Source organism: Halorientalis sp. (genome assembly GCF_028275115.1).
GTDB lineage: Archaea > Halobacteriota > Halobacteria > Halobacteriales > Haloarculaceae > Halorientalis.
Window position 1 is genome coordinate 83,532 of sequence record NZ_JAQCNH010000055.1, and the last position, 13,167, is coordinate 96,698.

13 protein-coding genes are annotated in these 13,167 nt (G+C 64.2%); 6 read left to right on the top strand and 7 right to left on the bottom strand.

Annotation, left to right across the window (positions count from 1 at the left end; translation table 11 throughout):
• Positions 1 to 151: 151 nt before the first annotated feature.
• Together Q0964_RS08530 and Q0964_RS08535 are read left to right on the top strand one after the other, a co-directional pair.
• The gene (locus Q0964_RS08530) at positions 152 to 1,435 is read left to right on the top strand and encodes an RNA-guided endonuclease InsQ/TnpB family protein (RefSeq protein ID WP_299265976.1); all 1,284 of its coding nucleotides are present in this window, start codon (positions 152 to 154) and stop codon (positions 1,433 to 1,435) included.
• A gap of 29 nt (positions 1,436 to 1,464) precedes the next feature.
• Complete coding sequence (locus tag Q0964_RS08535; protein ID WP_299266178.1) at positions 1,465 to 2,271, top strand: hypothetical protein; 807 nt, start codon at positions 1,465 to 1,467, stop codon at positions 2,269 to 2,271.
• A 128-nt stretch (positions 2,272 to 2,399) separates the two neighbouring features.
• Here the strand turns inward: Q0964_RS08535 and Q0964_RS08540 are convergent, their stop codons facing one another.
• Together Q0964_RS08540 and Q0964_RS08545 are read right to left on the bottom strand one after the other, a co-directional pair.
• Positions 2,400 to 3,986 carry a methyl-accepting chemotaxis protein gene (locus Q0964_RS08540; RefSeq protein ID WP_299265979.1) on the bottom strand — a complete coding sequence of 529 codons (1,587 nt, stop codon included), beginning with the start codon at positions 3,984 to 3,986 and terminating at the stop codon, positions 2,400 to 2,402.
• Between the two features lie 3 nt (positions 3,987 to 3,989).
• Positions 3,990 to 4,316: a hypothetical protein gene (locus tag Q0964_RS08545; protein ID WP_299265981.1), complete on the bottom strand. Its 327-nt coding sequence runs from the start codon at positions 4,314 to 4,316 to the stop codon at positions 3,990 to 3,992.
• 158 nt (positions 4,317 to 4,474) lie between these two features.
• On the opposite strand from Q0964_RS08545, the gene Q0964_RS08550 reads away from it, so the two are divergent.
• Positions 4,475 to 5,035, top strand: a complete 561-nt coding sequence (locus Q0964_RS08550; protein WP_299265983.1) for a hypothetical protein — start codon at positions 4,475 to 4,477, stop codon at positions 5,033 to 5,035.
• A 1-nt stretch (position 5,036) separates the two neighbouring features.
• Here Q0964_RS08550 and Q0964_RS08555 read toward each other — a convergent pair whose 3' ends face one another.
• Entirely contained in the window at positions 5,037 to 6,860 is a 1,824-nt protein-coding gene (locus tag Q0964_RS08555; protein WP_299265984.1) for a histidine kinase N-terminal 7TM domain-containing protein, read from the bottom strand.
• Between the two features lie 131 nt (positions 6,861 to 6,991).
• Here Q0964_RS08555 and gfo6 point away from each other — a divergent pair, with 131 nt between their 5' ends.
• A complete protein-coding gene (gfo6, locus tag Q0964_RS08560; protein ID WP_299265986.1) occupies positions 6,992 to 8,074 on the top strand; it encodes a D-xylose 1-dehydrogenase Gfo6 in 1,083 nt (360 codons plus the stop codon).
• 7 nt (positions 8,075 to 8,081) lie between these two features.
• Here the strand turns inward: gfo6 and Q0964_RS08565 are convergent, their stop codons facing one another.
• Genes Q0964_RS08565 through Q0964_RS08575 form a run of 3 tightly spaced genes read right to left on the bottom strand, consistent with a single transcriptional unit; the run spans position 8,082 to position 10,586 of the window.
• Positions 8,082 to 9,320, bottom strand: a complete 1,239-nt coding sequence (locus Q0964_RS08565) for a mandelate racemase/muconate lactonizing enzyme family protein (RefSeq protein WP_299265988.1) — start codon at positions 9,318 to 9,320, stop codon at positions 8,082 to 8,084.
• A gap of 49 nt (positions 9,321 to 9,369) precedes the next feature.
• Positions 9,370 to 9,636 (bottom strand): hypothetical protein, encoded by a 267-nt coding sequence (locus tag Q0964_RS08570; protein ID WP_299265991.1) that lies wholly within the window; start codon positions 9,634 to 9,636, stop codon positions 9,370 to 9,372.
• A gap of 26 nt (positions 9,637 to 9,662) precedes the next feature.
• Entirely contained in the window at positions 9,663 to 10,586 is a 924-nt protein-coding gene (locus Q0964_RS08575; RefSeq protein ID WP_299265992.1) for a dihydrodipicolinate synthase family protein, read from the bottom strand.
• Between the two features lie 119 nt (positions 10,587 to 10,705).
• Here Q0964_RS08575 and Q0964_RS08580 point away from each other — a divergent pair, with 119 nt between their 5' ends.
• Positions 10,706 to 11,002 carry a MoaD/ThiS family protein gene (locus Q0964_RS08580; protein WP_299265995.1) on the top strand — a complete coding sequence of 99 codons (297 nt, stop codon included), beginning with the start codon at positions 10,706 to 10,708 and terminating at the stop codon, positions 11,000 to 11,002.
• Positions 11,003 to 11,012: 10 nt separating this feature from the next.
• Here the strand turns inward: Q0964_RS08580 and Q0964_RS08585 are convergent, their stop codons facing one another.
• Positions 11,013 to 12,266: an HAD family hydrolase gene (locus Q0964_RS08585; RefSeq protein ID WP_299265998.1), complete on the bottom strand. Its 1,254-nt coding sequence runs from the start codon at positions 12,264 to 12,266 to the stop codon at positions 11,013 to 11,015.
• A 243-nt stretch (positions 12,267 to 12,509) separates the two neighbouring features.
• Between Q0964_RS08585 and gfcR the strand changes: the two genes are divergently transcribed.
• The gene (gene gfcR / locus Q0964_RS08590) at positions 12,510 to 13,148 is read left to right on the top strand and encodes a transcriptional regulator GfcR (RefSeq protein WP_299266001.1); all 639 of its coding nucleotides are present in this window, start codon (positions 12,510 to 12,512) and stop codon (positions 13,146 to 13,148) included.
• Positions 13,149 to 13,167: the final 19 nt, after the last annotated feature.

The window sequence follows — 13,167 nt, forward strand, 5'->3', positions numbered from 1 at the left end:
ATGTTGTGGTTTAGCGGATTGGGCGAGAAGCCTCCGTCCTCAAGGAGCAACGCAGGCCGGAGGCTGAGTAGCGCAGTAGGGCGGAGATGAATCGCCCTGCGAGGGATGCTTACCTTTAATTTTCTACAGATGGATAATTAACGTACTGCGTATGGATTACGTCCACAAGTATCGGTTGTTCCCTGACGAGGTTCAGCGGGAGCAACTGGACTGGGTACGTGATACCGTGCGGCAACTCTACAACCACAGCCTCCACCGATTCAACCGCATCCCTGAATCGGCAGGCACAGTCAAACAACGTGTCACACAGGTCAGGGATGAGATACCAGACCTGAAAGACTGGTGGACCGACCTCACCAACATCTACTCGACAGTCCTTCAACAGGCTGTCGAGCAGATAGCCACTAACATCGAAAACCTTGGTAAACTGAAGCAGAAAGGCTTCAATGTCGGTTCGCTGAATTGGAAAGCACCAGAAGAGTACAGGAGTTTCACGTATCGCCAACGGGGTTTCGAACTCGATAAGAAGAGTGGCCCCAATGGACGTGGAACTTTGACACTGAAGAAGGTCAACGGCGGGAACATCGCCGTACCTATCCGACTTCACCGACCGCTCCCAGACGATACCGACGTGAAGCATGTCACGGTCAAAAAAGACCGAACCGGCGCGTGGTACGCCTGTCTCAACGTCGAACAAGACGCTCCCGAGAAACCTGAACCCAGTGAGGTAGATACCGAAGATACTGTTGGGTTGGACCTCGGTATCCTCAACTTCATCCACGATTCAGACGGCAGACAAATCGGGCGACCAGACCTGTCTGCCGACCGGGAACGACTGGAACGCGAGCACCGCTCGCTGTCCCGGAAAGAACACGGGAGTAATAACTGGGACGCCCAGCGCCGACGAGTGGCTGAAGTCCACAAGCGAATGCGGAACAAAAAGTTGGACTTCAAACACAACGTCGCGGCCTTCTACACACGGGAATACGACGCCGTGTTCGTGGAAAACCTCAGCGTGAAACCGATGTTGGAAGGCAACAGAAATGGTCGAAATACCCACGAGGTTGGCTGGAGAGACTTCATTACGATTCTGAAACACCACGGGCGGAAGCGTGGGTGTCACGTCGTGGAAGTTTCCCCGGCGGACACGACGAAAGCGTGTAACAAGTGTGGTGTGAACACGAAGAAACCGCTGTGGGTTCGGGAACATTCATGCCCTGCATGTGGGTTTGAAACTGACCGTGATTACAACGCGGCGTTGAATGTCTGGGAGCGCGGATTGGACAAACTAGGAGTGGTTCACTCCGAAGCAACGCTTGTGGAGACTGGAACCCCTGTGGAGCAGACTCACCGAGAGTCTGTTTCTGCAAGTTCCGTCGTAGAAACAGGAAGCCCCTGCCTCAAGAAACGAACGGCGATAGCCGTGAGTGAGTAGGCAGGGGTAGTTCACGACGTGAGCTGTTCTTGCGGTGCGAACGGGGGTTCAACAGCCTCCGGGCAGCGGGCGCGGGACTCGGTAACTCCGACTTCGCGGCCGAAAAGTCCGGCAGCGGCGTCTCGCTCTCGACGGGGGACGACGGATTGCCCGGTCCGAGGTTTCAGGGGCCCGAACAGTGGCGGCTCAAGCGCAAGAGTGGCTGGGAGGTCGACCCCTCCCTCATCGACTGCTCGAACTGTATGCGCTGTGACGACGCCTGCCCGGCCGACGTGCCTCTCAGCCAGACGCACAACGAGGCTCGCGCCGAGTGCGTCGAGAATCAGATGCGCAAACTCTCCGTCGAGTACTGTCGTCACCGCGTCCTCGCCAACTGCCGGAGCGGCGCGTGGCCCGGGGGCAACGTCCCACGCCTGACCGACGCTCTCGCGAACAACCGTGTGCTCCGTGCGGTCGGTGAGAGGCTGTTCGGACTGACTGCAGAGCGGGAGTCTCCCGCCTTCGCCACGGAGACGTTCGGGGAGTGGTGGGAGACGCGAGGTGGCGCAGCCACCTCGAAGGCGCGAGTGCGGCAACGCCGTCGCCGCGGACGGCGAGGAACTGGCCTATCACGCGCCGTATCACGCCCGAAATCGAGGGCTCGACCGGCAGGCGGTCGGACCGTTCCAGGGTCGAGAGGGCGTCACGGTCGAGGACGTGATGACTCCTGTTCGAGCATCTCGGGGACCTACGGCTGGAAGGCAAAAAAGTACGAGACGTTCATGACCATCGGCGAGGAGATGGGCAATGCCGAAGGGCAGACGGGGATGACCAAGTGTCCGCCCTGTGCAATGTAGATGGAACGTAGTACGGGTTACGAGATTCGGCACCCGCTGGAGGTGCTGGCAGAGGCGCTGGTCGAAGAGTGGCTATCACGGACGGCGAACGCCCAGGTCGGCCTGTGAACGTCGGGCGGTCTGCTGCGTTACTCGGCGTCGATGGACGGTTCGGTGGTGCCCGTAATCGTCGCGCTCGACTGTTCGGTCTCCCCGACGTCGAAGGCACCGAGCTGGTCGGCCAGGGACTCCGACTGCCCGGCGAGTGTGTCGGCACCCCCGGATACTTCGGTGATCGAGGCGGTCTGCTGTTGGGCGGCCGCCGAGACGTTTTCGGCCTCGTCCTCGGTTCGCTGGCTCATCTCGACCACCTCGTCGACCATCGAGACGACCTCCTGAGCGGAGGCGGCCTGTTCGTCGGTCGCGCGGCTAACCTCCTGGATATTCGTGTTGACTTCCTCGACGTGCTCGGTGATATCTTCGAGGGCATCGATGCTGTCCTCGATAGTGGTGGTACCGTCGGTGACCTGCGAGCGCATTCGTTGCATCTCGTCGACGGCCCCCTCGGTCGACTCCCTGACCGCTTCGATTCGGGTTTCGATCTGCTGGGTGGCGTCGCCAGCCTCGCCCGCGAGATCTTTGATTTCGTCGGCGACGACGGCGAACCCCTCCCCGGCCTCGCCGGCACGAGCGGCCTCGATGGACGCGTTCAGTGCGAGGATGTTCGTCTGGTCGGCGATCTCGTCGATCATGTCGACGATTTCACCGATGGCGGCCATCTCCTCGTCCAGCGATTCGACCTTCCGGACGGTGCTTTCGGTCGTCGACTCGATCTCCGCCATCGCGTCGATGGCCTTGCCCGCGTTCTCTCGGCCGGTCTCACCGCGGTCGGCGGCTTTCTCGACCGTGCTGGCAACCTCGTCGGCCGAGGAGGCCGCCTCCTCGATGGTGGCCGAGAGATCGCTCATTTCGCCGGAGACGGCTTCGAGGCTCTCGGTTTGCTGGGCGTTGTTCGCCGCAATCTCCTGAACGGAGTCGCTGACCTGCTCGCTGGCGGATTTGACCTCGGTCGCGCTCGACGTGACGGCCCGACTCTCCGTGACGACTTCGTCCGAAAACTCCCGGATGTCGACCATCGTCGCCTGCAGATCGGTCATCATCTCGTTGAACGCCTCGGCGATATCGGTCATCGCCTCGCTGCGGCTCCCGGGGGCCATCCGCTGGGTCAGGTCGCCCTGCGCGGCCGTCTGCATCGTCATTCTGAACGCGGTAGCTTTCTCCTCGAGTGCCGCGCTCATCTCCTCGGCCTCCTGTCGCGCCGACTCGGCCTCCTGTCGCGCCGAATCGGCCTCTTCGCGGGCGTCTCTGGCCGCCTCCTGACGCTCTTCTGCGTTCTCTTTGGCCCGCTGGGCCTCCCGTCGACGCTGTTCGGCCGACTGACGTTCGGACTTCAGTTCGACGACCGACGACAGGGAACCGGTCGCGGTGATGGCGAAGACACCGGTGGTGATCGACAGCAGGATGAGGCTCAGCAGTTCCCAGAAGTTCCCGCTGATGCCGATCCACTCGGCGAAGACGACAGCGGTCCACATGCCGCCCAGCAGACTCCCGAACGCGACGTTCGACCAGAAGCCGGCCTCGAGGTCGAAGTCGCGATAGTTCAGGCCGGCGACGACCGCCGTGGTGCCGAATGCGACGACAGCGATCAGATCGAAGAGGATGGTAATGGCGACCATATACTACGCCTCCGTGGCCCCCGTTCCGTGGTCGTCGGCCAGTGAATCGGTCGACTGGTCCTGCAGATCCTTTCGCCGGCGATACGTGGCGTACGCGAACGCCAGTCCCGAACCCATCAACCCGACGCCGTGTTCGACGACGTTCAGCAGGTCGCCGAGGAACAGCGCCTCGGCGTTTGTCGCAATCGCGCCAACAACGAGACAGCAGTATCCGACCGCAAACCACTTCGCGTCGCTAGTGTACCGGGCCGCGACGGGAATCAGACCGACGAGCGCGATGGTTACGAGGACGAGTTCGCCTGGTTCGAGCGCCCCGATAGACAATGCCATGCATACGTGTCCGCAATCCTCTATCTAATCGTTTGTCCCGAAATATTCAGCGATGATAACTGAGCCGCAGACAGCAGTTTGCTCGCGTCGGAGAGAAACCGAATTTATCGTCGAAACGCGGCTGAGATTTATATCGGAGACGGAAATTAGAAGCGTGTATGGGTCTGCGCAGTTGGGTAACCGGGTTGTTCGGCGACGAGGGGGGCGCGACCGACGACGACGGCGACAGTGAGCCGGACCTCGTGGTCGACGTGGAGCGCCGCGCCGGAGCGATTCTGGAGCACTACGGGCTCTCGGGCGAGGACGCACGCCAGGTCGCCGAGATTCTCGCGGCGGAACTGGCCCGCGAAGAGGGGTACGCCCGGTCGATGATCGCCGACCGGGTCGCCCGGGAGCTCGACATCGGCGAGGACCGTGCCCGGACCATCGTCGACACGGAGGTGGCGTCGGTCCGGAACCTGTCTCGGGTCCGGCGGTTCAGAGAGCAGGTCGGCACCGACGTGCGGTTTCGCTGGGTCGACTCCGTCGGACAGGACGACTCGCCGGTGTGTGCGGACGTGCGGGCCGCCATCGACGAGCGCGGTCCGGTGACGTTCGAGGAGTTGCGGTCGGTCGTCCGCGGGGCGGCCAGCGAGTATCCGTCGGGGACGCCAGAGCGGGCCGACGACCTCGTCCCGCACGAGCAGTGTCGCCACACCGTCGTCAGACACGTCGAGTGAACTACGGGACCGGGTCGTCCTCCAGTGTGGGCTCGTCGTCCACGGGACCCGTGATATCGAACCGAGCGCCGCCGTCTGCGCTCTCAGTGACGTCTATCTGCCAGCCGTGGGCGTCGGCGACCGTACTGACGATAGACAGGCCGAGTCCGGTCCCCGTCTCGCTGGTGGTGTACCCCTGCTCCAGGACGGCCTCGCGTTCGTCTTTGGGGATTCCCGGGCCATCGTCGGCCACGTAGAAGCCGTTGGGGCCGCGTGGCCGGACCGTATCCGAGTTGTCGGCGGTACCGTCGGTTGCGCCGACGGTCACCGTCACAGCGTCGCCCCCGTGTTCGATGCAGTTCCGACACAGATTCTCGAACAGTCGCAGGAGACGGGTCCGGTCGGCCTCGAATGTCAGGTCGCTCTGACACTCGAGGGTCGCGTCCGGAGTCTCGACGTTCTCCCAGGCCTCCTCGGTGACTGCACCGAGCGAGACCAGTTCAGTTTCGCTGACGGTCTGACCCTGCCGAGCCAGCGTCAGCACGTCCTCGATGATGACTTCCATCCGGTCGTGTGCATTCTCCGCGCGGTCGAGGAACTCGAACTGCTTGTTTCGGCGGGTCAACTCGATGGCCCCCTCCGCGACGTTCAGCGGGTTCCGAAGGTCGTGGGAGACGATGCTGGCGAAATCCTCGAGTTGCTCGTTCTGGCGTCTGAGTTCGGCGGTCCGCTCTTCGAGGGTCTGTTTGCGGCGCTCGCGCTCGGTCACGTCGTGGATCAGCGAGACGCGGCCGGTCGTCCCATCGCCGTCGAGTTCGGTGATCATCACGTCGAAACAGCGCTGCTCGCCGGTCGGCGTCCGGACCCAGACGCCGGAGAAGTTCCCGGCGACGCCCGAGTCGAGGAGTCGCGTATCGTCCTCGTCGGCGAAAATTTCGGGCAGGAGGACTTCTTCGAGTGGCCGGCCGACCACGCGGGCGTCGGGATCACCGAGGATCTTCCGCCCCATCGGGTTGATATCGACGACGCGGTTGCGGTGGTCGGTCACGAGCATCCCGCCGCCCATCTCCTCGATCATGGCGGCTCGGGCGACGGGTTCGAGACTCTTTGACTGGGACCCGAACAGTTCGAGGACCGGTTTGAGTGGGATGAACCCGTACGACCGGTAGCCGACGAACACCAGCAGGGAGAGCGAGCCGAACACCAGGTTCGCGAGCGGTACGAGGGTGTAGTGTGGCGTCGGGCTCAGGCCGAAACTACTCAACGCGTGACAGCCCGTCAGCAGAACGCTGTAGGCCAGAAAAAAGAACGTCCGTTTCCGGTAGACGTTCCGCGAGCCGACGAACTTCCCGAACAGCAGGTAGTCGCCGACGAACAGGAGCGCGTAGGTGTAGGCGACGACGCCCCAGAATACCGGCCCGTACTCGACCGTCAGCGTCGGCTGCCCACCGACCGTCCCCAGTGTCGGGTCGACCCACGTCAGGCCGCCCGCGTTCGTCAGACCGAGGACGAGCGCGACGGCAGGGACGACTCCGAGCACCGCGACCAGGCCGGGCGACACGTCGGTGGAGCTGCCGGTGTACCGCAGGGCGAACAGAAACAGCGCCGGTCCGATCATCGCAACCGCGGACAGCGTAAGCGCGTAGCCCCCGGTCTTCGACCCCAGCGAGGACCCGCCGATGACCAGTGCCTGTCCGAACGCCCACAGCGCCAGACTGATTTCGACGAAGATGAGCGGCGTGGTCCCCGGCTTCGGTCGCTCGTTCCAGAGGAACGCCGCGACCGCCGCCGAGAGCGTGCCCGAGAGGACGAGCAACCCTACAGTCACGGGGATGCCTGAGAGCATACGTTCGATTTATACGGTTGTGATTTAATGGTAACCCATTCGGGTATCACGCCTGATAACCGGGGTGCGTCGTGACGACGCGGTCACGGCCCGACCCACACGTCTTTTCGACTGCGGGACGAAGGTAGAGTATGGATGTCGCTGCCGTTCTCGACGAGTTCACTCGCCGGGACTGGCAGGTCTCGGATGGGGATGCGGGCCCGCTCCGCATGGCCGTGGTCGGACTCGGCTGGTGGACCCGCGAGGAGGCGATTCCCGCCATCGCCGACTCGGAGTTGTGTGAGACGACCGTCGCGGTCAGTCGAACCCGCGAGAAGGCCTGCGAGGTCGCGGCGGAGTTCGACGGAGTCGAGCGCGGTCTCTCGGGCGAGGAGTTCCACGACGGCGCGGCAACCGACGTCTACGACGCCGTCTACGTCGCCACGCCGAACGCGACGCACCTCGAATACGTCCAGTCGGCCGCCGACTTCGGGAAGGCCGTGCTCTGTGAGAAGCCAATGGAAGCCAGCGTCGAGCGGGCGTCGCGTATGGTCGGGGCCGCCGAGGAGGCGGGAGTTACGCTGATGATTGCTTACCGGATGCACACCGAACCCGCAGTCCGACGGGTCAGAGACCTGCTTCGGGCGGGACTGCTCGGCGACCCCGTCACCGTCCACGGCCACATGTCCCAGCCCCTCCTTTCGATGATTCCCGACCCGGACCAGTGGCGACTGGACCCCGACCTGGCCGGCCCTGGTGCCTCCGTCACCGACATCGGTCTCTATCCGCTGAACACCGCCCGCTTCCTGCTGGAGGCCGACCCCATCGCCGTCCAGGCGTCGGTGGACTCGACGAGCGACGCGTTCGCCGACGTCCCCGACGAGCGGGCCGCGTTCACCCTCGAATTTCCACAGGGTGTGTTCGCGACGTGTACGGCCAGCCAGCACGCGTCGCAGTCGAGCCATATCGAACTGATTGGCACCGAGGGACGTGCCCGGATCGGGCCGGCCTTCTTCGCGAGTGAGCCCCGGCAGGTGACCGTCGCCAGCGGTGAGACGACCGTCGACGTGGACTTCGAGGGGGTCGACCAGATGCGCGAGGAGTTCGATTACTTCGCGGACTGCGTGTTCACCGACCGAGCGCCGGAGGGTGACGGGGACCACGGGCTGACCGACATGCGAATCGTCGAAGCCATCTACGAGGCCGGCGAGCGCGGCGAACGGGTCGAACTGTAATCCCCCGTCAGGCCGGGTCGAACAGTTCCTCGCCCTCGACCATGTGTTCGGCCACGGCGTCGGTATCCAGCGTGACCCCGAGACCTGGTTTCTCCGGCACGACTACCTCGCCGTCCTCGATAACCGACTCCTCGACCAGGTCCGTCCACCAGCCCAGTTCGTAGGAGTGGAACTCGACGGCCAGCGCGTTCGGAATCGACGCCCCCACGTGGGCAGCGGCGACCGTAGCGACGGGCGAGGAGACGTTGTGCATCGCCACGGGGACGTAGTGTTGGTTGGCCACGTCGGCGATCTTCCGCGTCTCGCGCATCCCGCCGACCTTGGGCATGTCCGGGGCCACGATGTCGACGGCCCCACGCTCGATCAGTCGCCGGAGTTCCGTCACCCGATACCGGTTTTCCCCGACCGTGATCGGTGTCGTCGTCGAGCGGGTGACCCGCTCCTGGACGTCGAGGTTTTCGGGTGGGACAGGGTCTTCGAGCCACCACACGTCGTAGCTCTCGATGGCGTCGGCCAGCCGCTCGGCGGAGTTGCCAGAGAACGTCCAGTGACAGTCGAAGGCAACGTCGGCCCGGTCGCGGACGCGCTCGGTGACTTGCCCGACGATGTCGACTTTGTGCCGGATTTCCCCGGGCCGGAGGTGGCGGTTGGCGCGGTCTTTCTCCAGCCCGCTGGGTACGTCGAGGTCGAACTTCAGCGCGTCGTAGCCCAGTTCCTCGACCACACGCTCGGCCTCGTCGGCGCAGGCCTCGGGGTCGGCTTCCGCCGCGGTGTGACAGTCGCAGTAGACCCGTACCGAGTCCCTGTACTTCCCGCCGAGAAGCTGGTATGCAGGCAGTTCGAGGAGTTTCCCCGCGAGGTCGTGGAGAGCAATCTCGACCCCCGCGATGGCGGTGACAGTGACGCCTTCGACCGACCCCTCGCCGGAGGTCTTCTGGACGAGGTGTTCGTAGAGTCGGTCGATGTCGAGGGGGTTCTCTCCGACGAGGAACGGCTTCATCCGCGCGATCAACTCCGGGACGCCTGCACCCCAGTAGGCCTCGCCGGTGCCGACGACCCCGGCGTCGGTGTACACGCGGACGAGCGTCCACGGGAAGTTGCCGTCGACCATCGTCGTCTGGACGTCCGTGATCGCCACGTCGCGGCCACCGCCGCGTTTCGCGCGGACGCCCATCGACTCGGCCGAGAGGTTCCGCATCGTGTACTCGGCGTTCGGGTCGCGGAGCGTCTCGTAATCGATTCCCATGGTGTCGGTTCGACGCGCGTAGTCCTAAAACGCGGGGGCGCGAGTCCGGTCACTCGGCGTCGTCGTCCTCCACGATGTCGTCGAGTTCCCGGCGGAGGTCGTGGCGGTCGGAGTCGATGTCGGCGTTGAGCCGCTTGAGATAGACAAAAAAGAGCATGCCGAGGCTGGCGGCGACCGCCAGCACGGCGACGAGGCCGGCGAAAAGCTGTGCGGTGGGGCTGTCCCGAGTCGCAGCCAGGACCATGATCGCGACCCCGACCAACAGCAAAACGACCACCGCGGGCAGGCCGACCACACGACTGAGCGACCGCAACATACCTCCGGGTCGCCCCGGCAGCCAAATCAACGTTTGGGATGGATCAGTCCGAGGTCGTCGAGGTCCGCCCGCAGGGCGGCCCGGTCGTCTGCGTCCATCCGACGGAGGGGGCCTCGGAGCGGCCCCACGTCGAAATCGAGGTCCCGTAGAGAGAGAGCAGTCTTGACGCCGGCCATGTACGGACCGCGTTTCATCGCCGCCCGCACGTCGTAGACCCGGCTCTGCAGTTTGCGAGCGCGGGCCTCGTCGCCGTCGGCGTATGCCGAATAGAGGTCGACCACGAGTTCGGGGAAGACGTTCGCGACGGCGCTCACCAGTCCGGTACAGCCGACCTCCAGCCCCGCGAACAGGAGCGCATCCGACCCGGCGAGGAAGCTCAGTTCGGGGTGGCGGTCGATTGCCTGTCCGAGCCACGCTACGTCTTTGCTCGAATCCTTCAACCCCGCGACCCCGTCGATGGCGGCGATCGAACCGAGCGCGGAAAGCGAGAGGCGGTTGCCGGTTCTGTCGGGAATCTGGTAGCCATACACCGGCACGTCCACGGCTGCAGTGACTCGACGGAAGTGATCGACGGCCGCCTCGTCGTCCAGCGGATAGTAGTACGGCGTGACGACGATCACACCATCCGCGCCCGCGTCGGCCGCGTGTTCGGCGTTAGCGACCGACTGACGTGTACTCCGTGCGCCCACACCCGGAACAACGGGAACAGACTCGACCTCGTCGACGACCGTCTCGACGACGCGGCGGCGTTCGGCGGGCGTCAGAAGCGCGAACTCGCCGTTGGTCCCCAGTGGGAAGACACCGTGACAGCCCGCCTCGACGACGAAGCGGACGTGGGCCGCTGTCGCGTCGAGGGCGACCGACCCGTCGTCGTCGAAGGCCGTGACCGTCGGCGGCACCACACCGTGCAATGGGAGCGGATCGGCGCTCCCGGCGGTCGAATCTACCATCGTCTTCATATCCAGGCCCAGTTTGGTAAGCCCTTTCCCGGCCTCGGAGCGGTGTCCCGACGCTCTTTTTCGAGAGTGAGTAAACTTTTTATCGCTATGGCGAATATAGTGTTGTATTCATGTGTGACATCGAGATTAGCCGTTCGCTCGCGGCACGGGTTGGGGCCCAAGAGGCACACGTTGGCGTTCGAGACGGCGAGACGGTCCGCGAGGTGATCGACCGTCTGACGGAACTGTACGGTTCGCAGGTCGCCAGCGGTATGCTCGACGGGAACCGTCTGCGCTCGGACGTGATCGCAGTCCGCAATCCCGACACGGATTACGAATCGGTCACCGCTGACACGGCTCTCCGCCCTGGCGACTCGCTCGAGTTCCACCTGACGTCCGAACACGAGAAAGTGAGCGGTTCGGCCTGACGCCTCTCCTCTACTCTACCCGAGCCAGTCTGTTTAGGGCGTACACCGTTTCGAGTACATCGGTCGCGTCCCCAGCGTCGAAGACGAGTTCGTCGGTATCGATGACGTGGTCCAGGACGTCCCGAGAGGCGTGTTCCGGTGCGGCTGCGAGTCCGTAGTCGTTCTCGGCGACCCACTCCATCACCCTGCGGTCACTCTTGGAGTCGCCCATGACGAGACAGAAGGGGTCGTCGATTCCCAGGACATTGAAGCCCGCCTCAACGCCGGCGACCTTGTTGAGTTCGAGGGTTCCGATTTCGGCGGCGTCGGCCTCGTAGTAAGCGACGTCGATCCGCTCGAACACGTCGGCGACGGGGTCGGGCACGTCGTCCGGGTCGACGTCTGCCGTGGCGCTCTCCCGCTCGAGTACTGTGCGGATTTCGGGGTCCCGCGCGGCGTAGTAGGCCCGCGCCCAGGCACCCGCTCTCCCGGCGTCGTCCCGGAGATCGACCTCCCGCAGGACGGATTCGCCGAGCAGGTCCAGCATGTAACACAGCGCGTCGTCGATCACCTCGTGAGCGCGCGGGGTCCCGGTCTCGAAGTTGGGCTTCATCGTGACGTTGAATTCGTTGCCCTGGAGGTGACACTCCCGGCGGAGGGGGTCGGGTGCCTCGGAGAGGGCCCGCGAGCGAACGGTGTCGAAGACCTCCCTAATACCGGAGTCGAGGTCCTCGTACAGCAGTTGCTTGGTATCGCTGCCGTGACCGGGCGTGAACACGCCGGTGCCGGCCTCGTAGACGACGCTCACGGCTCCGGAGTGGACGAGTTCGTTGCCCAGCCCCTGGATGAGAAACCCTTTGACGTTTTCTAACGTCTGGCCGGTACAGACGACGATTGGGACCCCGGCTTCGTGGAATTCGGTCAGGATATGCAGCGTGTCCCGTGGAATTTCGTTGTCGGTTCGCCCCGCAGAGCGCAACGTCTCGTCGACGTCCAACACGAGTGCGTTGACCGCACGGTCGTACTTGGTGAAGAGGTCGAGTGCGGTAAACGCCTGCTTTCGGGTGACAGTCGCGGCGATGTCGGCGAACGTCTCGCCGGTCGCGGGGAACGCCTCGCGGACCTCGTCTTTCCCGTCGGCGAGTTCGTCACTGGCGTTCTGCCAGTGCTCCAGAGCCACCCGGGAGTCCACCGGCGGGAACAGGTCGACGAAGTCCTGATACGCCCGCAACTGCCCGGTGTCGAACTCGTCGAACAGCCGATACAGCTGGTCGTAACGCTCCATATGCTGTCTGTGCCAGCGACAGCTAAAAGACTGCGGGGACAGAGAGGAGGAAGACCGGGGATGGGGTCGCCAGGGTGAGGGTGGTAACCAGTGCGACGTGTCTCACTCTGTGTCGTCGAAGACCCCACGAGCCCAGCCGTTCGAGTCCTCGCTCGGATAAGTATAAATTCTTCGAGGCAGCGGGCGACTGGGTGACCCGGAAACAGGAAAAGGCCATTACCGGCGGCGGCCAACGAACCGGGTATGAAGAACATCGACGACCTGATGACCAGCGCGGCGGAGTTGGCCGAGCGGGGTCTCTCGAAGGGTGAGATCGCCGACGAATTGAACGTTTCCCGCGAGACCGCGAGTTGGCTGGTCGAGCGCAGCGACGGGCCAGAGAGCAAGAACACGCGGGAGGCCGCACCGGGCGGCCCCGAAGACATCCACGTGGACTGGAACGCGATCGGGCGGGACTCCAACCGGCTGGGTCACATCGGCTCGGCGATGGCCGACCTCCTCTCGAAGCAGGGCGAGGCAGTCGACTTGACTATCGGCGTCGAGAAGGCGGGTGCGCCGCTGGCGACGACGGTGGCACGCGAACTCGACACGGACTTGGGGACCTACGCGCCCCGAAAACACCAGTGGGACGACGACGACATGGACGACCTCGGTGGGACGTTCTCGCGGAACTTCGCCCAGATCCGCGACCGGGAGTGTTACGTGGTGGACGACACCATCACCAGCGGCACGACGATGACCGAGACGGTGCAGGCAATCCGCAACCAGGGCGGCGAGCCCGTCGCCTGCGTCGTCCTCGTCGACAAACAGGGCGTCTCGGACATCGAGGGCGTCCCGGTGTACTCGCTGGTGCAGGTTATCCGCGTGGGCAAGGATAACTAAAGGGACACACTGATTTGGG

Coding starts and splice junctions, on each gene's coding strand:
- Q0964_RS08580 (WP_299265995.1), top strand. CDS start 10,706: ATGTGTGACATCGAGATTAGCCGTTCGCTCGCGGCACGGGTTGGGGCC.
- Q0964_RS08540 (WP_299265979.1), bottom strand. CDS start 3,986: ATGGTCGCCATTACCATCCTCTTCGATCTGATCGCTGTCGTCGCATTC.
- Q0964_RS08565 (WP_299265988.1), bottom strand. CDS start 9,320: ATGGGAATCGATTACGAGACGCTCCGCGACCCGAACGCCGAGTACACG.
- Q0964_RS08555 (WP_299265984.1), bottom strand. CDS start 6,860: ATGCTCTCAGGCATCCCCGTGACTGTAGGGTTGCTCGTCCTCTCGGGC.
- Q0964_RS08585 (WP_299265998.1), bottom strand. CDS start 12,266: ATGGAGCGTTACGACCAGCTGTATCGGCTGTTCGACGAGTTCGACACC.
- Q0964_RS08545 (WP_299265981.1), bottom strand. CDS start 4,316: ATGGCATTGTCTATCGGGGCGCTCGAACCAGGCGAACTCGTCCTCGTA.
- Q0964_RS08530 (WP_299265976.1), top strand. CDS start 152: ATGGATTACGTCCACAAGTATCGGTTGTTCCCTGACGAGGTTCAGCGG.
- gfo6 (WP_299265986.1), top strand. CDS start 6,992: ATGGATGTCGCTGCCGTTCTCGACGAGTTCACTCGCCGGGACTGGCAG.
- Q0964_RS08575 (WP_299265992.1), bottom strand. CDS start 10,586: ATGGTAGATTCGACCGCCGGGAGCGCCGATCCGCTCCCATTGCACGGT.
- gfcR (WP_299266001.1), top strand. CDS start 12,510: ATGAAGAACATCGACGACCTGATGACCAGCGCGGCGGAGTTGGCCGAG.
- Q0964_RS08550 (WP_299265983.1), top strand. CDS start 4,475: ATGGGTCTGCGCAGTTGGGTAACCGGGTTGTTCGGCGACGAGGGGGGC.
- Q0964_RS08570 (WP_299265991.1), bottom strand. CDS start 9,636: ATGTTGCGGTCGCTCAGTCGTGTGGTCGGCCTGCCCGCGGTGGTCGTT.